Raw genomic sequence first — 21,593 nt, 5'->3', positions numbered from 1 at the left:
TTATGAGTAGTGTTAGGACGTTCTCTCATCAATTTTTACTATGACAAATTGATAACACCCAATAATCATTGTCAGCAAAAAACCACCTGCTAAATAGCCAGCTAATACATCACTTGGAAAATGAACGCCTAAATAGATTCGGCTGAGTCCGATTGAAAGAATCATGAAGATGCTAAAAATAGAAAAAATGAAGCGTCCCCAGCGAGCGGGGATATGATGCCACAAAACAAAGGTGAGTATTCCATAAATACAGATAGCATTCGTCGCATGCCCGCTTGGGAAACTATATCCACCAATCTCAATTAGACGATGAAAATCGGGTCTTGCTCTTTTGAAGAATTGTTTTAATAGACGGAAAAGGTAATGTGAACCGAGTAAGACGATAATGAAAAGAAGAAGTTTTGATCGATCCTTCAAAAAGAAGTAAAATAGTATAAAAATGACAAAGGCTAAAATATGAATGAAAGACATAGAACCAATGTAAGTGAAAGATTGCATGATATTTGTTAAAAATGAAGTCTCGAAATCTTGAAAATAAGTTGTGACTAATTTGTCGAAACGATCCATTTTATTCAGACGAACTAAGATAGCTATCAACCCAAATCCAAATGCGAAGAAAAAACTTAGCGATAAAAATAACTTAAAGTTATAAGGCATCTTCATGTATTAGTTGATAACTCCTTTCAAGCATTCGATATATGTATATTCATTTATGGTAAAACAGCCAGAAAATAGTAAATAACTGTATAATCACAATATGGGGGATATGTTTGAAGAAAATTATTTTAGTAGTTAGCTTGTTAATGTTAACAGCTTGTAAGAATAGTTTAGATACATCTAAGTTAGTTGAATCGAAAAATAGTGAGGTAGCCATGAAATTTTATAGTGCACCTTCTGTTGATGTAGCCATTGATTCATTGCCGTACGAGGTTAATTTACCCGAGCAATTACCATTCAATGCAAAGAAATTCAATTCTTTAGGCATTACAGATTACGGAGGTAAAGGGCTCAATCCAGAAGCTAGTTTTATAACAAGTGATGAAAATACAAATGAATTAATAATTACAACCACTACTGCAAATGTGGAATATCCTGATACCACACCTAAAGAAATCACATTGAAAAATGGATATCAAGCTTTTTACTTGGCACCAAATCGATTAGATGTTGTTGTTAAAGATGTTACATATTTATACACGTTAATAATGCCGGAATTAGAAGAATCTCAAATTGAAGGAGAATTGCTCAAGTTGGCAGAGCAATTATCCGAATAAAAAAGCCATTCATCAATAGAATGGCTTTTCTCATTTATTTAATTCGCATATATTCCACAACTTTTTGATCAATCATGCCACGAGGTTGGACACGTTCATCAAAGTTTTCAATTAAATGATATGATTCAATAGCGTTTAATAAATCATCATGTTCAGAAAGCTCACGCTGTAAATGGCCATTTTCGTATAATAATTCTTGAAGTTCTTTTGCAAGAAAGCCTTGCACTTCAACCACATCTTCAGGCAATGTAGGCTCAAAATACAGTTTATGTAACTTTAATAATCGAGTTAGCTCTTGAACAGGTTCCTCATGATCATCTACTCGTAAATCGATATAGCGATCATTGTAGCCACCATAACTGCCATTTTCTTTAACAATTAACAAGGCTGCAGATTGTTTCCCGCGGCTATCACCACCCGCTGAATCTCCCGCCAGTAAGGCAGACAACAATCTCTCGGCTAATGAACCTTGTGTTTGTAGGAAAGTTGACTCCATCGCTTCAACCGTATGTTGATCCACTAAAATATTTCCTTGAACTGCAAAATTATCGCCAGCAAAACCACCAGCCCAATCGAAACAATCTTCTCCCGTAAATGTAACACTTCTTCCTAAAGCATCGATGATACCAACTTGTCTTGAGGCAGATTTGTCATCTGACTGTATTAATTTTTCAAGAACTTGTTGAGGGGAAAGACCTTTTTCTAAAAGCTCTAACCCATGTTTTCCATAATCTAAATTCGCCCACGACTGTGTGGCAATCGCTCCGACTCCAGCTTTTGCAAAGGGAACAACTGCCCCAACTGCTAAAAACTTTGATGCAACAGCAACACCGAGCTCTTTTGTTTGTGGATCATATCCAACGATAGAAAATGTCATGTCAATTTCCTCCTTGAGCAAATTTGGGATATTAAACTATTTATTTAAAGCTAGCAATCTACGGTGAGTATCATCATCACAGATAACATACAATATGGCATCTGAAGGAATATTCTCGTTTAATTTTCTATTGATATCCATATGATCACGGTCCGCAATTAAAGTTGCGCCATTTGAGAGTAATTCATGAAAAGCATCCCCATAGGTTTGCCACTTATCATTTCTAGGAACTTCAAACAAATCTTCACCAATACTTCTGCTAATTAATTGCGTCACAATGGTACTGACGTTTTGATGCATGGCGGAACGAACCGCAAGCAAAGATGTTGTTTCTTGAGATAAGATAAACTCATCCACCTTCACATGTGAGAAATTAGGGATTTGTTTTTTTGTCATAATCTCAACTGTCGTGTGGACATGACTAGCTAATCGTTCAACAGTTATTGCAATCGTAAGTGTCTTGGCATCACGCAAAGAAGGAATTTGAATGGCATCATCTGCAAAAATAATGACTGATTTGGCTTTTTTAATATTTGCTTGGTTAAACGTTTCTTCTTCGGAAGGGTCACCTTGAACATAATGTACTCGTTCTAATGCAACATCTGTAGGAGATTTGGGTAAAGTATCAATAATCACCACTTCACTCGTTGTATCAGATGCCAATATTTCATCAACTGCTGTTTCTGTTTTTTTGCCCCAACCGACAATAATGATATGATTTTCTTTGGTATAAGCCAATTTGCCTTCTTCCTTCCGTTTTCTAAATATAGAAAATGTGTCTACAATTTTTCCAATGACTACTCCTAGTAATCCAATGCCGAATAAATACATAAGAATGGTAAATAACCTACCTTCGATTGTAGTAGGTGAATAATCACCATATCCGACCGTGGAAAAGGTGGTCATTACAAAGTAAAATGATGTGAGAAGACTTTCAAAAGTTTGGGGTTCTAACATATAAATAGTTACCGTGCAAAATAAGATAAAGAATAATGTGGCTAGTAATAAGGATAAGTTTTTCATTCGAACTAAACCAAGTCCTACTTTCAAGAAAAAATGCATATGGTTATCTCCAATCGCCTGAATCTTTCGATAAATCCTAGTTTACACGTTTTCTATTCAAGGTGCTATAGAGGTATAAGTATTTCAATCTTTATTCAAAAAGGTTGAAGGTTGGTTTAGAGGAGATTTACTGAAAACAGCAGGAAGGAATGAACTGATGACCAATATTTTAGTAGACGCAGATGGATGTCCCGTTGTAGATTTAACCATTAAAATTGCAAAGCAGTTCTCCATACCGGTGTATTTGTTCTGCGATACCGCTCATAATATGCAACGTGAAGGCGCTGAAACAATCATGGTTTCAAAAGGTGCAGATGCTGTTGACTTTGTTCTCGTGAATCGGGTGAATAAAGGCGATATCGTTGTGACTCAAGATTATGGTCTTGCAGCCATGGTGTTAGCAAAACAAGGGTTAGTGATTGACCAAAACGGTCGAGCTTATACAAACGATAATATTGACCAATTATTATATAGCCGACACATGTCACAGAAAGTGAGACAAGCAGGTGGGCGCATGAAAGGACCAAAAAAACGTCAAAAAGAAGACAACGAGAAATTTGAAAAAGGCTTTAGAGAGATATTGGCAAATTGCCAAAAAAGAAAGGATTCATTCCCTAGTGAATAAATAATAGTAGGTAACGCAAACTATGACTGATTTCTTCTTTTTATTTCAAAGAAAGAGGGGTGAAGTGGATGAGTAAAAAACAACCGTTTGACTCGAAGTCAGCACAATTTCATCACAATTGGACTCGACCAAAAAGAACAAATACACAATTGAATGGGAATACTGAAGAATCCCAGTCAACACAAATTTTGAAAACGGCTGCCAAGATTCACCGTCTGAAATGATTTTAATAAGAAGAGGTTATGACCCAGATTTTTTTTGCTGGGTCATTTTTTTGTGGAAAATAATAAGTTGAGACTTGTTTATTCACTGTTTGAACTGTTTCTAATTGCACACATTTTCGACAGATTACATATTATTTTGAAGAAGAGGTGGTGAACTATGAAGGAAGAGATAAATCCAGTTGTAACGGAAGAGCGTGAATGGCGAAAACAGCAAAGAAAGGGTCGCATGAAAGCAGCGTTGACCATATCGTCTCCGTTGTTGTTACTTGTGTTATGGGAATTTTTATCACAATCAGGTATCATCGATTCCCGATTTTTCCCTCCGCCGACTCAAATTGTATCAACTTTTACTAGCTTGCTAACAAGTGGTGAGCTATTTAGCCATATGGGGATCTCTCTTTTTCGAATACTTGCTGGATTTTTGTTAGGCGTAATTCCCGGAATTATCATTGGTTTGTGTATGGGATTGTATGCACCAATTCGACACTTTGTATCCCCACTAATCATGGCGTTAATGCCCATACCAACACTGGCTTTATTGCCATTAATATTAATCGTCTTTGGCATTGGTGAAACATCAAAAATTGTAACGATTGCAGGGAGTGTATTTTTCCCGGTTGTCATTAACACGGTGGCAGGTGTCATTACGATTGACTCCATCTATATTGATGTAGCCAAAAATTACGGAGCCAGCCAAAAAGATTTCTTTCTGAAAATTGCTTTACCAGGCGCATTGCCAGTCATGCTTGAAGGGATTCAGATGGGGCAAGCAATTGCCTTATTAACGATTGTTGCTGCTGAAATGATGGGGGCACAATCAGGAATCGGCTATTTAATATGGACCTCGTATAGTGCGTTTTTATTGAAAGAAATGTTTGTGGGGCTCATCCTCATATCGTTTTTTGGCTATTTGTTCTCACTCCTGATCAGAGCTTTACAACGAAAACTTTTACCATGGAGGTGACCAATCTGGAACAAACACCTAAAATTCGCATTCAAGATTTAACGAAAGTTTTTTATAAAAAACAGGATAGTGTGACTGCCCTCGATAACATTTCCATCGATATAGCGGATGGTGAATTCGTTTGTATTGTGGGCCCAAGTGGATGTGGGAAGACGACGTTGCTTCGAATATTAGCTGGATTGGAAAACCAAAGTGCTGGAACTTTTTCAATTGCTAAAAGTAGTGAGGAGCGGCCGCTGCAATCCATGGTATTTCAAGAACGCGGCATTCTTCCTTGGCTAACTGTAGAAGAAAATGTGGCGTTCGGACTAAACATGCGCCATTTACCTGCGTCCATTGTGAAAGAGCGGACCCATTATTTTTTGAATAAAGTCGGGTTATCTAAGTTCGCCCGTATGTATCCAAAAGAATTATCTGGGGGAATGAAGCAGCGAGTTAGTATTGCGCGAGCATTCGCCAACGATCCAGAGATTTTATTGATGGATGAACCATTTGGAGCACTTGACGAACAAAATAAATACATTTTACAAGAAGAGTTACTATCCATTTGGTCCGAGACGAAAAAAACAGTCTTGTTCATCACTCACAGCATAGATGAAGCCCTTTTTCTAAGCGACCGTATCTTATTGATGAGTTCACAACCAGGCAAAATTTTGAAAGAAATAAAGATGGATTTACCGCATCCGCGAAAGGTAATCGACATTCGATCCAATCCGTCGATGGCCGAAAAGTTTTTAGATATTTGGAGTCATTTGCAAGAGGAAGTTCAAGAGTCAAGAAAGTGAAGGGAGCATTCGGATGAAAAAGTGGTTATGCGTTTTCGGGATCCTGGTGTTATTAATTGGTGGATGTTCAAATGAAGAATCCGTAGATGTGAATGACGACGTGAGTAAAGATAATCCATCGGGAGACTTAGCTCCGTTAAGTAAGAAAACGAAAGTGGTTATTGCAGAAGATGGAGCGGCATCCGGAGCGGGTTTTTATATCGCTAACGACAAAGGCTATTTTGCGGATTACAATATCGAAGTGGAATTTGCAACATTCGCAAACAGTGATGATATGTTGCCAGCTCTTGCTTCAGGAGAAGTGGATATTGCGGGCGGTATTTCATCCGCATCGTTCTTCAATGCGATTGCACAAGGGATCGACGTTAAAATTATTGCAGACAAAGGACATAATGCGGACGGGAAATCTTATTTCACATTCGTCATTGCAGATGACTTAGCTGATGAAATCAAAGATTACAGTGACTTAAAAGGAAAACGTATCGCTGTTTCTTCAGAGCATGGAGTAGATGATTATATCTTCCATCAAATGCTTGATCATGCAGGTCTGACAAAGGACGATGTAGAATTTGTCTTAATGCCTGAATTCGGAAATATGATGGCGGCCATTGAAAATGGATCGATTGATGCGGCACTTCAAATTGAACCACTAATTACGACGGGTGTTGCACAGGGAATCCATGTTCGATTTGGAGATGCAACTGACTATGCACCTGAAGCGCAAATTGCCATGGTATTAGGTTCGCCACAATTTATGAATGAAGAGCAAGATGTATCGCTTCGTTTTATGGCTGCCTATTTAAAAGGGGTGCGCGATTATAACGATGCCTTTAAGAAAGACATTGGCAAAGATGAAATCATCGAAATCATGACAAAATATACAAGACTGAAGGACGCTGCGGTTTGGGAAGATGTTTATGTAACCGGCTTAAACCCAGACGGGAAAATGTTCATCGGCGATATCCGTGATCAATACGAACTGTATAAGAAAAATGGAGCAATTCGCGGCGAATTCAAATTCGACGAAGCGATCGATACTAGCCTCACTGAAAAAGCGGTTGAAATTATTGGGGAATATGAATAATCGATTGTGATCGGAGACGTGGCAACTCGTTTTTCAGCTTGGACGAACGCGATTTTTGGTCTAACGCCATATTATGACTCGCTACCGCCAGATTATCGGCCGCTATCGCCAAATATATTCTCTCAAACGCCAAATTATCGGCATCTATCGCCATATAATCAAACAACGACGAGTTGCCTACATGGCAACTCGTTTTAAGATTATTTATTTTTCCATAAGTGCTTGTCATAGGCTTTATGGGGGTAAAGAAACATAGATTAGTGTGGTACACTAGAACTATAATTATCAAACTATTCTAACTTTTTAATAGAGAGGGTGGTCCAATGTTTCAGTCTTACAACGTAAAGCCGTTTTTTGATGAAATGCTTGAAGCAAGTGGGAAGCCGAAGAATCATTATCAAAAATTTTATGAGATGTTACATACGTTTACAGAAGAGGAGTTAAAAGAAAAGCATGACATGGCGCAGCTTTCGTTTTTAAGACAAGGCATCACGTTCACTGTTTATCATAATAATGTTGGAGCAGAAAGAACGATGCCTTTTGACTTTGTTCCGATCATTATTCCACCCGAAGATTGGGAGACGATTGAGAGAGGGATGATTCAACGGACAGAAGCGCTTAATCGGTTTTTAGATGATGTGTATCATGATCAGCGTATCGTTGAAGCTGGAATAATCCCTAAAGAATTGATTGATTCAAATCAGTATTACTATGCGAAACAAGTTCAAGGATTGAAAGTTCCCTTAAATAATCACATTTTCATGGCAGGTATTGATTTAATTCGTGATGAAAATGGAAATTACTTAGTTCTAGAAGATAATCTTCGAAATCCCTCAGGTATGTCTTATGTCTATCAAAATCGATATGTGATGAGACAAATTTATCCCGAATTTTTCGCTAAACACTCTGTTGAGACTTTGGAACATCAGATGACTTACCTACACGAAGCAATCATGGATCATGCTGCTGCAGGTGTGGAAAATCCACGTGCTGTTTTGTTAACTCCTGGCATGTACAATTCAGCTTATTATGATCATGTGTTTTTAGCGCAACAAATGGGACTTCAACTCGTTGAGGGCCGTGACTTAATTGTCGTGAACGACATTGTCTATATGAAGACGATTCGTGGGTTGGAAAAAGTTCATATTATTTATCGTCGTATTGATGATGACTTTTTAGATCCTGAAGCGTTTAGAGAAGATTCTACTTTAGGAGTGCCAGGACTATTGAGTGCCTATCGAAATGGGAATGTAGCGATTTTGAATGGAATTGGTAACGGAGTTGCAGATGATAAGGCAATGTATATTTACGTACCAGATATGATTCGTTTTTATTTGAATGAAGAGCCGATTATCGATAACGTGAAGACCTATCGTTTAGAAGACCCGGTTCAACGTGACTGGGTTCTATCAAGGTTGTCTGAATTAGTGGTGAAGAATGTGGGAGCTTCAGGTGGGTACGATATGTTAATTGGTCCGCATGCATCCATAGAAGAAATCGACACTTTTCGAGAGAAAATCCTAGAAGCACCACATCAATATATAGCACAACCAACCATTCAGTTATCACGAGCTCCAGCATACCAAGGGGAAGAGTTTTACCCATGTCATGTTGATTTACGTGTATTTGTTATACGTGGAAAGGAAACACATGTATTTCCTGGAGGATTATCACGTGTAGCATTGAAAAAAGGGTCTCTCGTGGTGAATTCATCACAAGGTGGCGGCGGAAAAGATACATGGGTTATGAAGTCAGGGGGGAGAAGCTAATGTTAAGTCGAGTAGCGGATTCACTCTATTGGATGTCCCGTAATATAGAACGAGCAGAATTGAATACTCGAGTTTTAGATGTCCAATTAACTCAAATGGTTGAAACATTTTCGGAAGATTCAATTGAAGGAAAGCAATGGGAAATTCTTTTTGAAATATGTTCAACAGAAAAAGAGTTTAGCGCATTCCAACACTCAGAAGCATCGGATGAAACATATATTCGGTATTTAGCTTTTGACGAAAAGAATGCCAATTCCATATTAACTTGCGTACGGATTGCGAGAGAAAATGCACGCATCAGTCGAGATCATTTGCCAAATGAACTATTTGAAGTTTGGAATGATATTTATTTATATGGAGTAGAAGCAGAAAGGGAATCCTTTTCCATCCGGAATTTGAGAAGTTTTTTCCGTAAAGTAAAACTAGCTTCATTAACAGCACAAGGTATTGTTGAATCTAGTATGTCTCGTGGAGTAGCGTATCGAATGATAAAAATCGGCAAATGGTTAGAACGAGCAGAAAAAACGGCACGTATATTGAATGTGGTGTGCGAACATACCCGCGAAACCCAGTTGGCGTATAAAGGTGAAGACTATTATGCATGGCTTTCTGCTTTACGAATGGTTAATGGGTACGAAGCTTATCTTAAGGTGAATCAACCTAAAATGGACCCAAAAACCATTCTGACTTTCCTTATAGCGGATGGTTCATTCCCAAGATCGATTCGTTACAATATGGACCATGTGCGCTCAGCAATCGATGCGCTTGAAAACGCAAAAGTTGCTCCTTATTCTGAAAAACTTTACAGTGCGTTGAATGAATTACTGAACGACTTTGATGTCATGACAATAAAAGAAGTTAATTCGGATGGTATGTTATCGTTTTTAAATCAATTCCAAAATAAGTGTAATGAGATTGGACAAATTTTTTCAAAGACGTATTATTTAATTGAGCCAGAATCTGCACAAATTCAAATTCAGAATGCAGAACAAGATTTACCACAGCTCGTTGAAAGGAAATCGTCTATGAAATACAAAATTGAACACACAAATATTTTCCAATATGATACGATGGTTGATCAAAGTATGAATTCAATACGCTTAAAACCGAGAACTGATGAGTGTCAACGATTGCTCTCATATCGTGCTGAAATTACACCAGTTTCCTTAACGAAAGAACATACCGATCTTTGGGGAAATAGTGTGGAGTCATTTTTCATTGCCAATCAGCATGATCATTTAGAAGTAAAAGCAACTTCAGTCGTCAGCATTCAAAAAAGTCCTTTCATTCACCGAATCGATTATTCACCTGAAATGAGAGAGATTTTCCATTCTACTTTGTTCCATGATCATTATTTAGCTTATTTAAGCAACACAGCCTATACATTTTTGACTGCAGAACAAATGAATAAGGTTGACTCAGAAATCGGTGAAATGCTTAACCCAGTTCAATACGCAATTAATGTAATGGGTTACTTGCATAATCACTTTACGTACGATGGTTCTTCAACTGATGTCACGACAAAAGCTTCGGAGTCTTTTGATTTGAAAAAAGGAGTTTGCCAAGACATTACCCATGTCATGTTGGGGATTCTTCGATCAAGATCTATTCCAGCAAGATATGTTAGCGGATATTTATATGTAGGAGAAAATTCAGCATTAATTGGTGATGCAGCTAGCCATGCATGGGTAGAAGTTATGGTCCCAGGGATTGGTTGGGTAGGTTTAGACCCAACGAACAATGTAGAAGCTTTAGAAAATCACATTCGTGTTGGAGTAGGACGCGACTATGTGGATGTAAGCCCTGTTCAAGGTATTTACCGTGGAGGAAATCATAAACTCGACGTGAAAGTTTCAGTTAGCTTAATCGATCAATGAAATAAATAAAGATGACGCCAACACGATATCGGCGTCATCTTTATTTTTGTGGTTCGCGTTCATAAAACGCGAAGTTCAACACGGTTGCGTCCGTTGTTTTTTGCTTGATACAACTCATCGTCTGCCATAACGTACATGTCTAAAATTCGATTTAGTTGAGATCGTTTGCAATGAATGGCACCAATACTGATGGTGTCTGGAAGCGGCTCGCCGTTGTACTGATACGTCAGGTTTAAGGCACCAACGGCTTGGCTTATTTAATACGTGGTTGCGAGCAGTATTTTACTAACTAGATCTCATTTTCTATTTTGTCATCGACATCATCATTGAATTCATTCTCGAGATCTACTTCGGTATAATCTTCTACGCCTAGAGAAGTTGCGACTTTTTCGATCACTTCTTTTCTTGTCATATCTTTTGACAATGCTGTTTCCTCCTTCTTTTTTGTGTATTTGTTTTCCTCCTTTATAGCCGAAAAACCGTGCTTATAAACCAAATAAAAAGGCAAGATACGTGCGTATTCGTGCGTTCATTGAGATAATGGTTGAAATAATGAGGAAAGGGTGTTTTATGATGTCGACATATACAGAAATTTCTACTTTACCTGAATGGGAAAAAGTATTACAGAAATCTAAAGAACAACCCGTACTAATCTTCAAACACAGTACAACTTGTCCAGTGAGTGCAGCTGCTTATCGAGAATTTACGTCTTTTAAATCCGACGTGGAAACGTACCTTGTAAAAGTTATTGAAAGCAGATCCGTATCGAATGAAATCGAAAGTAATTTAGGTGTTCAACATAAATCGCCACAAATCTTTTTAATTTCAGATGAAAAGCCGGTTTGGCACGAATCTCATTGGAATATAACTGAAACCAAAATCGGACAAGCGATTGAAAATTATCAATCAAAATAGTGCAATAGAACCCACTCTTTTCTAAAAATGAGTGGGTTTTGTTTATTTTTTTAGGAAATTATTGAATATTCGTGTTTATTGCTGCGTTTTATAGTAGAATCCATTTAGAAGCTTGATAGACTTGGACATTAAGATGAGGACGTGTGAACGATGGAAGCAATTAACCGTGTAGGTACATATTTAATAAACCATGCTGAAGAAATTTCTCGAGAAATGGTTGAGGAAAGTTTGGCGACTGTCGAAATTGAAATTACTGAAGATTTAATTCAACTTTCAGTGAAATCGAATGCAGAATTTCTTATTTTATTAGCAGAATCATTTAAAGAAAGTGATGAAGTTGCTGCAGAAGAACTAATAGAGTGGAGTAAAAAATATGGCGAGGAACAAGCTAAATTGTTGTCACAACTTTCCGCGCTAATTAAACCATATGCTGAAAATCGCTTGAAATTTTTAAAGAGAATCACTCAAATTTCAATTGACCACGAATTATCGACTGAAGATGTTGTAACCATTAACAACCGTGTTAGTTACCTGATGGATGTTAGCATGATTGAAACGATTTTTGCTTATGAAGCATACCGTGATGGCTTAATGTATGACCGTCAAAAAGAAATTAATGAACTTTCTGCACCGATTGTGCCGGTTCAAGAAGGAATTGCGGTTTTACCATTGATCGGTATTATCGATCAACAACGTGTTCAGCATTTATTGAATAATGTAATACCGACCATTCCAACTCTTGAAGTGGAACATTTGATCATTGATTTTTCTGGTATCTTGACGATTGATCAAGAGGTTGCCCATCACGTCTTTACAATTCACAACGTATTGCAACTTTTAGGCATACACGTATTATTTACAGGAATTCGTCCCAACCTATCAATGGCAGTTGTTCAAGCAGGGATAGATTTTTCCTCATTCCATACTTTTGCGAGCGTACGACAAGCTATTGAAAGTGTTAGATAGAACAATTCTATCCGGTATTCAATGACTCGCTAAGTGAAATTAGATTTTATGCCGTAAATATGATAATATAACAGTCTAGATATAGCGAGGACGTGACTGAATATGATTAAGATCGAATTGCCAAAACCAGATTTAGTAATTAGACAACGTACACAAGTAGTGAAAGAAAATGAAGTAGAAATCCCATCAGTTTATGGATTTATTGATTTTCATCAAATTCCACGCGACAAAGGTGGACTCATTATGTTCTTCAACAGAGAAAATGAGTTACTATTTGTAGGAAAAGCACGTAAGTTAAGACAACGTGTGAAAAAACATTTCGAAGACAATGTTTCTCCGATAAAAAATCATCGTGAGGAAGTAGTAAAAATCGAAATCTTTTTCGTGGATGACGCACTAGATCGTGAAATTTACGAAACGTATGCGATTAACAAACTGGTAGCGAAGTATAATGTAGATAAGAAATTTGTTCATCAATGATGAAAAGCTGACTTAACGGTCAGCTTTTCTTTTTCGATATTATTGATTGAAAATTTAAAAAATAAAGGGATTAAGCTTGTCTTTATCGAATAAACATAGAGTAAGACTAAGAAAATGCTGATGAAAGAGGAGGAACTCTAATGACATTTAAAGTTCAACGTATAGAAGATTTGAAGAAAGTCGATGTATCACAGTTGGTAGCGGAAAGTGAAGAAGAGGGTTACCGGTTCTTAACTCGGTTAGTAAATGATTACGAAGACGGAACGAATACGTTCAGTAAAGAAGGTGAAGCTCTTTATGGCGTATGGGAAGGTCCAGATAAATTAGTAGCTATTGGTGGTATTAGTCAAAATCCTTATGAAAGTAATGATACAGCACGTTTAAAGAGGTTCTATACGTTGCAAAGTGTTAGAAGACAAGGCGTAGGCTCACAATTGCTTTCTGAATTAAAAAACCATGCAAGTGAAAACTTTAAAGAAATTACCTGTAAGACAGAGTCGGCAAAAGCCGATGCCTTTTATAGAGCGAATGGATTCGAAGAAACACATGATGCACCACATATCACACATGTGATGAAGTTAGGATAGATATAAAGAAAATGAGGAACCTTGTAGTTTTGGTTCCTCATTTTTGTTCATTCAATGATTTCAAAGGTTTCCAGCATACGGTGGAATCGCGCTCCATGTCCTTCTGCTGCTAGTAAGAAGTATTTTTGCATAATAACGAAGCTTCCTTCTTTTCCATTGCTTATCACGTACGTATGGACGATATTACTATCAGGTTCATGACCACCTGCTCCGTGTAATAAATATCCGGTAACAGGTTCAGTTACTTCTTCTATAGCTCGTAGCTCAGGATACTCTTTTTTTAACTCAGCTTCGATTTTTTTTATTAAGTTTTCAGGTTTTTCATCTACGACTTGTTTAATTTCCATCGTAACTTCAGGGAAATTTTCTGGGGGGGGAATAATGCTTGAAATCATATCAGATTCTTCCCCTTTAGTTAATTTATATCGTTCTTCATCAACATATATCACATATTCAGAGTCGGATCCTTCGTTTAACTGAACTTCTATTTTTTCATCGTTCCCTTCAATGTTTTGAATGACTTCTTTCTCGGGAATAAATAAGTCTTTGATTTCGCTTTTCAAAGCCTGCCCCGTTTCACTTTGCAAACTGAGCATTAAAAGTAACGCCGCCGAAGCAATCAACCAGACGATTGCTTTCCCTTTTTTTCTTTTTTTCAACTTATTACTCTCCCCTTTGTTATTTGTAAATAATTCTTGTTCAAGTTCGTTCCATATTTCACCCTTCATCTTTTGAATATGTTTTTCTGTTCGTACATGAAGTTCTTCTTTTACGCGTTTGTCAAAATTACTCACAAAGTCTCATCCTCCTTTTCGGTTGAATCCAACTGATTTTTTAGTCGTTTTCTACCTTGAAACAACCTTGACTTGACTGTATTTTGATTCAGTTCAAGAATTTCCGCTATTTCTTTTTCTGAAAATCCCTTCAAATATTTTAAGATGAGAGGAATTCGAAAGGCATCATCTAGTTCTTGTATTTCTTCATATAAATCAGAAGTTTGAGGGATAGGTTTATTCTCATTAGATGGTTCGTTTTCAAGGTTAGGATGTTCAAACTTTGAGTACATTGAATTTTTTTTCAGTATTCGTAAGCATTCATTAGTTAGAATCCGATAAAACCAAGAATTAAACGGAAGTGTAGGATTATATTTCCCGATATTCCGATACACTCGTATGAATGTTTCCTGGACTGCGTCTTTGGCCATTTCACGATTTCGCGTGATGGCAGAAGCTGTTCGAATCGCATATTCCGAATAAGCTTCATAAAATTGTCGAAATGCTTCTTGATTGTCTGCTTGAATTTGTTTAATCCATTTACTTTGAAACAACCAGTACTCACTCCTTTCCAAGATCTAACTATCTTAGTTCTTATTTTATCTACCCGTAGTAACATAAATAAGTTTTCGCTCGTTTGAATTTTAGCATTGTAAAATGTTGCAGTGATATTCCGTATAACTGTTACGATTTCTTAACAGTGCTCCTGTTTCTGTTTCTGCATCGCTGCGCTAGCTTCGAAACATTAAAGTGCATTGCATCTCTACGCTTACTTTGTGGAAAACGACTTTTGCAAAAGACGTATTCTACGGGGTCTCAGCAGTCCCGCTATGCCAAAGAAATCATATTGCTCCATATATAGTAAAGAAATCAAAGGAATAATAATCTAATAACACATAAAAAACAACGAGATTCATTATCTCGTTGTTTCTTTTTTTACTAATTTAATTATAAAAGCTATTCGGATAATCGCGATAATCCCAAGAACGAGTGCACTGGACCAAACGAAGAGGGTAATAGACCCAACACTAATATTTGCTTGACGCGGAAAATTGAAATACGTATAAATGAGTGCGTAAGAAAGTGGACTACTAATCATTAAAAATAATAGAATCGCAATTAACCATCGCCATCTAGTTTTTAGTGTACTTGAAAAGAGAATTAAGGAAATAATTAATGGGATGAGTACTTGAAGTATCAATATCATTATATGAATGGGTTCGGTCATATCTACAACTCCTTTTTAAACTATATGTTTGACTGAAATAAAATATTAATCTATACTTCAAGTAACTACTTTGCAAAACAAGGTAGTTGAATTTATATCTGCTACCTTGTATTACAATACACTGAGAGCTTGGTGGTTTTATGTCGATTCGTAGTCAATTGCTAAAAGGAATTTTGGATGGATGCGTACTGGCAGTTATCTCGAAAGAACCCGTTTATGGGTATGAACTCTCAAAGAAACTGCAATTAGTGGGGTTACCAGATGTGAGTGAGGGAACAGTTTACCCTGTTCTATTGCGGTTGCAAAAGAATGATTTAATTTATGGTGAAATGCGACCATCTGAATCTGGTCCAAACCGTAAATATTATTCTCTTACGCAAAACGGTATTCAAGCACTCGAAATCATTACAAACGAGTGGCAGCAACTATCTGTGCCGATTAACGCTTTATTAATGAAGGGAGATCCAAATGAATTTAAATGAATTAATTCAACAAAACAATGAAAAAAGAAAATTGTTAAATGAAGAAAATGAGAAGTATTATACGAGCATGGTTGTGTATTTGCGTACAGACCTAACACTATCAGAACAGCATACAGAAGAAGTGTTGATGGAAATGCTAGATCATATGATCGCAGCACAAAAAGAGGGGAAAACGGCGGCTGAAGTATTTGGTCATGACCCGAAAAGTTATGCAGATGACCTGATTGAACAGCTACCCCAAGAAGAAAAGCGTGATATGGTAAAATTCATTGGCCAACTTGCCTTTACATTAATGGGATGGTTTTTAGTTAGTAGAGGATTAATATTACTTCTCTTTACATCGTTTACCACAGTGAGCACAACTGTTTATATGATTCCTACTCTGATTATTTTAGCTCTAATTGGGCTAAGTGTTGTCATTGGCGTGAAACTTATTTTTGGTTTAATTCGCAGGTCTGTATTTAATGAAAATGCGAATGGCAAGATGGACATGATAAAAGCTGGATTATTCGGTGCAGTCAGTTTTGCAGTGATTATCGCAGCAAATATGTTCATACCTGATTTTGGTCCTTCATTTGAATTTCCAGCGTCTGCATCTCTTGGAGCTGGGGGATTGATGTTATTAGTTTCTTGGTTAATGAAACGTAATAATAAGTGAATTTGAAAAGGAGAGCAAATTGCTCTCCTTTTTGCTTACTATATGAACTTACATAAATGCCGAATGTATTCATCAGCTCTTGATTTCATAAGACTGGAGGATAATTCTGTATACCCAAGATCAGTCCAACCTTCGTATACATCCATCTCTTCATCCACAAAATCAAACACACTTAAAATATCCCAATGAGGATTATAATCCATGGGATGTTCATTAAAATATGCTTTTAGGAATGAGTCAGCCGTTTCGACGCCATACAACAAAGCGAAATTCATCCGACAATGTGCAACATCTACTAATGCAGGACCGCTACATGCATTGATCCAGTCCACTACACCACTTAATTTCCCGTCCTCCCAAAGTATATTGGTTGGGTGATAATCGCGATGAATAAAGACCGGTGTAAAGGATGGAGTAGAGTGTTGTACAAAATGAAGTGCTTTCTTCCACTCGTCTGGATTAGTGGTCCAGTTAGGAACTGTCATCTCATGAATAGGCGTATATGGTGCATACTTCCATGGAAAGTCTGATGGAATCGGTGTTTGATGAATTCGGTATAAGGTTTCTGCAAGTTGTGGCATACCGGCTTCGTACACACTACGGTTTAACTGAACTTTTCCTGGTATTGCACTCATTAAAAGAGTTGGAGCATCACACTCTTCAACATTTGAATCTGCAGCTAAAAACGTTGGGACGGGCAGGTCTTCTTTTGAAAGAGCGAGTAAGCTAGCTCGCTCATGAATGATTAAATCTGGTTCTTCAGCTAACCATTCTTTATTCAAAATTTGCCTGGAAACGACGGATGATTGATCGTCTAATACGTGATGAGAGATGACGGATGAAACGCCACCTTTTAGAGAACTTGTTTTTGTAACCTCTTGTCCTAATTGAAGCTGAATCCAATTTTCAAGTTTTTCATTTACTTGATTCATAACAGTAAGATCCTTTCGCAACACGCGGGTTTATTATCCGAGAACTTTCCAAGAAGTTCGAGAAATCTCTTCAAGCTCACCGGTATCGAGCTTGAAAGTTAACGCGCCAACATTATCTTGAGCATGGTGTGCTTTAGTAGCGCCGGGTATAGCGAATACGGTGTCACCATGGTAATGTATTAACCAGTTCAATGCGACTTGACTCGCGCTAACATTATATTTTTCTCCAATTGTATCAAGTAGATTGATTAAAGGTTTTGTCTCGTTAAGACCAGTTTCTTTAAATTTGCGTTGATATCGACGAGGTCCCTTTGCTTGTTGAATTAAAGCTGGGTTATCGTGGAACTTCCCTGTTAGTAAACCTTGTTCAAGAGGTGAGTAGGCGATAATAGAGATACCCAATTCTTTTGCACGCTCAATCATGCCACTTTCTTCAATTCGACGATCGAGCAAACTATATTTCACTTGATTTGAAGCCAGTGTTAGGCCATGCTCAGTTAAGATTCTATGCGATTCAATCATAGCTTCCACGCTGAAGTTACTAACCCCGATATGTTTGATATGTCCTTCATTCACAAGTTTAATCATCTCAAGCATTTGCTTTTCAACAGATGAAAATGAAAAGGGTTGATGAATTTGGTATAAATCAATGGGTCTATGATTGAGAGCTTCTTTACGGATGTTAATCGTCTTCGATATCGAAGCAGCCGTTCGCAATGCTGGCCACCATTTCGTTGCGATTTTTGCATCATCAGGTGTAACGCCAATAGAATCTAGCGCTTTCGCTACTATTTTTTCAGACTCGCCACCACCATATACTTCGGCTGTATCAAACCAGTTAATGCCACCATCTAAGGATGTCTTAATAATCTCTCCAGTTAACTCATCATCTAACGCTCCCCAAAATTTCCCGACCAATCCAGTTCCTTTGCTGAACTGCCATGTGCCAAGACCAATTGCAGAGAGTGATAAATCAGATTGTCCTAATTTTCTTTTTTCAATGTGTTTATTCAACCAATTCATCCCCTATGAAGACAGTTATTTTGAGTAAGTGTACCATTCTATAAAGGATGAATGCCATTCACTAGCTGTTTGAAAGTTTAATTGGAAAAGCACATAATAGGAGACATACAAGCTAAGATAATCGGGGGAATAAAAAGTGAAAGACGATTTAGAATTTGATATGGAAATGGCAAGAGAATATGACAAGGGGATACGACGGGCCATGCCATCGTATGATGCATTATTTCGAATGGTTCAATCCTTTCTTCGTGCGAATGTGGAAGATGGAGCTAAAATATTAGTAATTGGAGCAGGTGGTGGAAATGAAATCGTTACATTTGGTTCGGCTAACCCAACATGGACATTTGCAGGAGTTGACCCATCAGAACCAATGTTAGAAGTGGCCATTCAAAAAGCGAAGAATGAAGGAATAGAGGAGCGTGTTTCCATACATACAGGAATTATTGAAGATCTTGACTTTACGGAACGTTTTGATGCGTCTACTTGTCTACTAGTGCTTCACTTTGTAGAAACGATTGAAGAAAAGAGAAGTTTATTGAAAAAAGTAAGAGAAAACTTAAAACCTGGTTCACCATTTGTCTTAGTGTCTATGTTTGGAGATCAAACGCAACCTGAATTTGATGAACGTATGAATTTATGGAAATCCATTTGGCTTGATTTAACGGATTTAGAACCGGAAGATGTCGATGCGATGGAAGAATCCGTTCGAGAATTATCTTTTATTCCTGCGGGTCAAATTGAAGAGCTTTTAGAGGAAGCAGGATTTGAACGAATTTCACAATTCTTCTCAACGACGTTATTTGGTGGCTGGATTTGTCACGCTAGAAAATAATGGATGAGAATATAGGTTTCTTTTTAATGCAAAGCGGGAACTTCATATGCAAAGAGAATTGTAGAGGAAGTGTTCATTATGCATTCGCCGTCAAAAGCAGAAGCAAAAGATAAAGTAAGAGAAGCAAAACCATGGGTGCGACGTTTTGGTCGTTTTGGCTATATGGCAAAAGGTGTAGTATACGGAATGATTGGGATACTCGCTGCACTGGCGGCGTTTGGACCTGGAGGGGAAATGACGGGAACGTCGGGAGCACTTCAATCAATCGCAGAAATGCCGTTTGGTGAAATTGTATTATGGATTATTGGGCTTGGTTTAATTGGCTATATCTTATGGGACTTTATTAAAGCATTTAAAGATCCGGAGAATGAAGGAACGGATGCGAAAGGACTTATTAGACGAACTGGCTATTTCATTAGTGGTGTCATTTACTCGAATTTAGCATTTGGAGCGATTAAGTTAGCGAGTCATACAGGGAATGCCGGAGGCGGTAATTCGGAAAAGACAATATCTGCAAAGTTGATGGAACAGCCATTTGGTGTATGGATCATTGGACTAGTAGGTGCCATCATTATTGGGTATGGGATTTATGAACTTTATAGTGGTGTAAAAGAGAAGTTCATGTCTAAATTTAAAACGTACGAAATGAATGATAAAGAACGTAAAATTGCTAGAATATCTGGAAAGCTTGGTTTGATATCACGAGGGATTGTCCTAAGTATGGTAGGGTTCTTCTTCATTCGTACAGCCATTACACATAACCCAGATGAATCAAAAGGACTGGGTGGGGCACTAACAGAGTTAGCTAGCCAGCCATTTGGCCAATTTTTACTAGCACTAGTAGCTATAGGATTAATCTTATATGGAATCTATCAAATTATTCGAGGGCGTTATCAACACATGAACTTTGGTGATCGAAAATAGAATGATTTTTAGTATGGAATTAGAGCTACCGCGATGATAATTATCGTGGTAGCTTTTTGGTGTCTTTAGATGAAAACCTTATGCGGATTTCTTTGTTTTATTTTATGGAAACAATTGGTCTTTCGCTCGTAGAAACGAAAAGAGAGTGAAAGGTTCGCGTTTGAAAGTGAAAGATCAGCACGTGAAAGTGAAAGATTGTCATTTGAAAGTGAAAGCTTTCATATAAGGAATTATCTATTGCTGTTCTCATGTGTTTTACAACGGCCACAAACTCTGTAATTCCCTCAATCGTTTAAATTATCTTTCACTTCAAAATAGTTATGATACGATTACAATAAATGAATTAATTGTAGAGGATGTACAACTATGCGAGTTTACGTAGCACTTATTTCCCTCAGTCTTATTTGGGGATTATCATTTGTTTTTATTTCAATATTAAGCGAACCAGCGGGTGTATGGGGCACCGTCTTTATTCGCTGTATTGCAGGTGCGTTATTGCTATTGCCATTTTTATGGTTTAAGCGGAAAGAAATTATTCGTCCGGTTCCGTGGAAAGCATTACTCGTAGTAGGTGTGGTGAACGCTGGATTGCCTTGGGGGTTGATTGCGCTTAGTCAGACACAAATTAATAGTAGTTTAGCAGCTGTCCTAAATGCATTTACGCCAATCTTCACAGGATTACTAGGACTCGTCTTCTTTGGAGCGGTTTTATTAAAACAACAGTGGATAGGTATAGCGATTGGGTTCTTCGGCATAATTATTATCATGGATTTTGATGTCACGCACTTATTTGGTGAGAGTTTTGTTGGTATAGGGACGATGATTTTGGCCACGATGTGTTATGGCTTTTCGTCGCATTATGCACGTAGACATTTGAAATCGGCAGGCATACTATTCGTTACAACGTGTACGTTAGTTGTGGGAGCAGTATTTGGCGGGACGATGATGTTGCTAACAAACCCAAACCAATTACAAACACTTGCACAAAACGTAAGTGGGGAAGTGCTAATCGCAGTAATTGGTCTCGGCTTTTTCGGTTCTGGAATCGCTCATTTATTGTTCTTTTACATCATGAATGAAAGAAGTCCGGAATTTGCAACTTCAGTCACTTATCTAATTCCGATATCGGCCATTTTATGGGGGTATTTTTTATTGGAAGAGCCAATTTCGATACATATGATTGTGGGATTGGTTGTCATATTATGTGGGGTGTATTTAACAACACGACCGTGATTAAAGCTAATTAAGTAAA

The 21,593-nt window shown here is 37.6% G+C and carries 27 protein-coding genes and 1 pseudogene; 18 read left to right on the top strand and 10 right to left on the bottom strand.

Going from position 1 to position 21,593, the window contains the following annotated elements; genetic code table 11:
* Window positions 1–12: 12 nt before the first annotated feature.
* On the bottom strand, window positions 13–663 hold the full coding sequence (locus ACHUE4_RS14785; protein WP_394191391.1) for a phosphatase PAP2 family protein: 651 nt from the start codon (window positions 661–663) through the stop codon (window positions 13–15).
* Between the two features lie 107 nt (window positions 664–770).
* Between ACHUE4_RS14785 and ACHUE4_RS14780 the strand changes: the two genes are divergently transcribed.
* A complete protein-coding gene (locus tag ACHUE4_RS14780) occupies window positions 771–1,274 on the top strand; it encodes a hypothetical protein (protein ID WP_394191389.1) in 504 nt (167 codons plus the stop codon).
* A gap of 34 nt (window positions 1,275–1,308) precedes the next feature.
* Here ACHUE4_RS14780 and ACHUE4_RS14775 read toward each other — a convergent pair whose 3' ends face one another.
* Complete coding sequence (locus ACHUE4_RS14775; RefSeq protein ID WP_394191387.1) at window positions 1,309–2,151, bottom strand: DUF1028 domain-containing protein; 843 nt, start codon at window positions 2,149–2,151, stop codon at window positions 1,309–1,311.
* 36 nt (window positions 2,152–2,187) lie between these two features.
* Window positions 2,188–3,213 (bottom strand): potassium channel family protein, encoded by a 1,026-nt coding sequence (locus tag ACHUE4_RS14770; RefSeq protein ID WP_394191385.1) that lies wholly within the window; start codon window positions 3,211–3,213, stop codon window positions 2,188–2,190.
* Window positions 3,214–3,370: 157 nt separating this feature from the next.
* Here ACHUE4_RS14770 and ACHUE4_RS14765 point away from each other — a divergent pair, with 157 nt between their 5' ends.
* The 8 genes and pseudogenes from ACHUE4_RS14765 (at window position 3,371) to ACHUE4_RS14730 (ending at window position 10,541) form a co-directional block, all read left to right on the top strand.
* Window positions 3,371–3,838, top strand: coding sequence for a YaiI/YqxD family protein (locus ACHUE4_RS14765; RefSeq protein ID WP_394191383.1), 468 nt, complete (start codon window positions 3,371–3,373; stop codon window positions 3,836–3,838).
* A gap of 68 nt (window positions 3,839–3,906) precedes the next feature.
* Complete coding sequence (locus tag ACHUE4_RS14760) at window positions 3,907–4,062, top strand: YpzG family protein (RefSeq protein WP_394191381.1); 156 nt, start codon at window positions 3,907–3,909, stop codon at window positions 4,060–4,062.
* 157 nt (window positions 4,063–4,219) lie between these two features.
* The gene (locus ACHUE4_RS14755) at window positions 4,220–5,026 is read left to right on the top strand and encodes an ABC transporter permease (protein ID WP_394191379.1); all 807 of its coding nucleotides are present in this window, start codon (window positions 4,220–4,222) and stop codon (window positions 5,024–5,026) included.
* A gap of 5 nt (window positions 5,027–5,031) precedes the next feature.
* Window positions 5,032–5,811, top strand: coding sequence for an ABC transporter ATP-binding protein (locus ACHUE4_RS14750; protein WP_394191460.1), 780 nt, complete (start codon window positions 5,032–5,034; stop codon window positions 5,809–5,811).
* A gap of 13 nt (window positions 5,812–5,824) precedes the next feature.
* A complete protein-coding gene (locus tag ACHUE4_RS14745; protein WP_394191377.1) occupies window positions 5,825–6,895 on the top strand; it encodes an ABC transporter substrate-binding protein in 1,071 nt (356 codons plus the stop codon).
* Window positions 6,896–7,218: 323 nt separating this feature from the next.
* Window positions 7,219–8,664, top strand: a complete 1,446-nt coding sequence (locus ACHUE4_RS14740; RefSeq protein WP_394191375.1) for a circularly permuted type 2 ATP-grasp protein — start codon at window positions 7,219–7,221, stop codon at window positions 8,662–8,664.
* Window positions 8,634–9,593: pseudogene (locus tag ACHUE4_RS14735) on the top strand (alpha-E domain-containing protein); the annotation flags it as partial. The gene ACHUE4_RS14740 and the pseudogene ACHUE4_RS14735, both read left to right, overlap by 31 nt.
* A 96-nt stretch (window positions 9,594–9,689) precedes the next feature.
* Window positions 9,690–10,541 carry a transglutaminase family protein gene (locus ACHUE4_RS14730; protein ID WP_394191458.1) on the top strand — a complete coding sequence of 284 codons (852 nt, stop codon included), beginning with the start codon at window positions 9,690–9,692 and terminating at the stop codon, window positions 10,539–10,541.
* 59 nt (window positions 10,542–10,600) lie between these two features.
* On the opposite strand, the gene ACHUE4_RS14725 is transcribed toward ACHUE4_RS14730, so the two are convergent.
* Together ACHUE4_RS14725 and ACHUE4_RS14720 are read right to left on the bottom strand one after the other, a co-directional pair.
* Window positions 10,601–10,798 carry a diguanylate cyclase domain-containing protein gene (locus ACHUE4_RS14725; protein WP_394191456.1) on the bottom strand — a complete coding sequence of 66 codons (198 nt, stop codon included), beginning with the start codon at window positions 10,796–10,798 and terminating at the stop codon, window positions 10,601–10,603.
* Window positions 10,799–10,830: 32 nt separating this feature from the next.
* Window positions 10,831–10,965 (bottom strand): hypothetical protein, encoded by a 135-nt coding sequence (locus tag ACHUE4_RS14720; protein ID WP_394191373.1) that lies wholly within the window; start codon window positions 10,963–10,965, stop codon window positions 10,831–10,833.
* Between the two features lie 149 nt (window positions 10,966–11,114).
* Here ACHUE4_RS14720 and ytxJ point away from each other — a divergent pair, with 149 nt between their 5' ends.
* From ytxJ to ACHUE4_RS14700, 4 genes are all read left to right on the top strand, one after another.
* Entirely contained in the window at window positions 11,115–11,456 is a 342-nt protein-coding gene (ytxJ, locus tag ACHUE4_RS14715) for a bacillithiol system redox-active protein YtxJ (protein ID WP_394191371.1), read from the top strand.
* 150 nt (window positions 11,457–11,606) lie between these two features.
* Window positions 11,607–12,422: an STAS domain-containing protein gene (locus ACHUE4_RS14710; protein ID WP_394191369.1), complete on the top strand. Its 816-nt coding sequence runs from the start codon at window positions 11,607–11,609 to the stop codon at window positions 12,420–12,422.
* 102 nt (window positions 12,423–12,524) lie between these two features.
* On the top strand, window positions 12,525–12,902 hold the full coding sequence (locus ACHUE4_RS14705) for a nucleotide excision repair endonuclease (protein WP_394191367.1): 378 nt from the start codon (window positions 12,525–12,527) through the stop codon (window positions 12,900–12,902).
* A 140-nt stretch (window positions 12,903–13,042) separates the two neighbouring features.
* On the top strand, window positions 13,043–13,489 hold the full coding sequence (locus ACHUE4_RS14700) for a GNAT family N-acetyltransferase (RefSeq protein WP_394191365.1): 447 nt from the start codon (window positions 13,043–13,045) through the stop codon (window positions 13,487–13,489).
* Between the two features lie 47 nt (window positions 13,490–13,536).
* On the opposite strand, the gene ACHUE4_RS14695 is transcribed toward ACHUE4_RS14700, so the two are convergent.
* The 3 genes from ACHUE4_RS14695 to ACHUE4_RS14685 form a co-directional block, all read right to left on the bottom strand.
* On the bottom strand, window positions 13,537–14,283 hold the full coding sequence (locus ACHUE4_RS14695; protein WP_394191363.1) for a hypothetical protein: 747 nt from the start codon (window positions 14,281–14,283) through the stop codon (window positions 13,537–13,539).
* Window positions 14,280–14,816 (bottom strand): RNA polymerase sigma factor, encoded by a 537-nt coding sequence (locus tag ACHUE4_RS14690; protein WP_394191361.1) that lies wholly within the window; start codon window positions 14,814–14,816, stop codon window positions 14,280–14,282. The genes ACHUE4_RS14695 and ACHUE4_RS14690 overlap by 4 nt, the downstream gene beginning before the upstream one ends.
* Before the next feature lie 362 nt (window positions 14,817–15,178).
* Entirely contained in the window at window positions 15,179–15,490 is a 312-nt protein-coding gene (locus tag ACHUE4_RS14685; RefSeq protein ID WP_394191359.1) for a hypothetical protein, read from the bottom strand.
* A 140-nt stretch (window positions 15,491–15,630) separates the two neighbouring features.
* On the opposite strand from ACHUE4_RS14685, the gene ACHUE4_RS14680 reads away from it, so the two are divergent.
* Window positions 15,631–15,972, top strand: coding sequence for a PadR family transcriptional regulator (locus ACHUE4_RS14680; protein WP_394191357.1), 342 nt, complete (start codon window positions 15,631–15,633; stop codon window positions 15,970–15,972).
* On the top strand, window positions 15,959–16,630 hold the full coding sequence (locus ACHUE4_RS14675; protein WP_394191355.1) for a DUF1129 family protein: 672 nt from the start codon (window positions 15,959–15,961) through the stop codon (window positions 16,628–16,630). Before ACHUE4_RS14680 ends, ACHUE4_RS14675 begins: the two co-directional genes overlap by 14 nt.
* Window positions 16,631–16,668: 38 nt before the next feature.
* Here ACHUE4_RS14675 and ACHUE4_RS14670 read toward each other — a convergent pair whose 3' ends face one another.
* Window positions 16,669–17,562: a phosphotransferase family protein gene (locus ACHUE4_RS14670; protein WP_394191354.1), complete on the bottom strand. Its 894-nt coding sequence runs from the start codon at window positions 17,560–17,562 to the stop codon at window positions 16,669–16,671.
* A 33-nt stretch (window positions 17,563–17,595) separates the two neighbouring features.
* The gene (locus ACHUE4_RS14665; RefSeq protein ID WP_394191352.1) at window positions 17,596–18,576 is read right to left on the bottom strand and encodes an aldo/keto reductase; all 981 of its coding nucleotides are present in this window, start codon (window positions 18,574–18,576) and stop codon (window positions 17,596–17,598) included.
* A 145-nt stretch (window positions 18,577–18,721) separates the two neighbouring features.
* Here ACHUE4_RS14665 and ACHUE4_RS14660 point away from each other — a divergent pair, with 145 nt between their 5' ends.
* The 3 genes from ACHUE4_RS14660 (at window position 18,722) to ACHUE4_RS14650 (ending at window position 21,574) form a co-directional block, all read left to right on the top strand.
* The gene (locus ACHUE4_RS14660; RefSeq protein WP_394191350.1) at window positions 18,722–19,417 is read left to right on the top strand and encodes a class I SAM-dependent methyltransferase; all 696 of its coding nucleotides are present in this window, start codon (window positions 18,722–18,724) and stop codon (window positions 19,415–19,417) included.
* A 78-nt stretch (window positions 19,418–19,495) separates the two neighbouring features.
* Window positions 19,496–20,341 (top strand): DUF1206 domain-containing protein, encoded by an 846-nt coding sequence (locus ACHUE4_RS14655; protein WP_394191348.1) that lies wholly within the window; start codon window positions 19,496–19,498, stop codon window positions 20,339–20,341.
* A 366-nt stretch (window positions 20,342–20,707) separates the two neighbouring features.
* Window positions 20,708–21,574, top strand: a complete 867-nt coding sequence (locus tag ACHUE4_RS14650) for a DMT family transporter (RefSeq protein ID WP_394191346.1) — start codon at window positions 20,708–20,710, stop codon at window positions 21,572–21,574.
* Window positions 21,575–21,593: the final 19 nt, after the last annotated feature.

Source organism: Paenisporosarcina quisquiliarum, assembly GCF_043641925.1.
Taxonomy (GTDB): domain Bacteria; phylum Bacillota; class Bacilli; order Bacillales_A; family Planococcaceae; genus Paenisporosarcina; species Paenisporosarcina quisquiliarum_A.
Note: the sequence above shows the minus strand (reverse complement) of the source record. Positions and strands in the feature narration are given on the sequence as shown.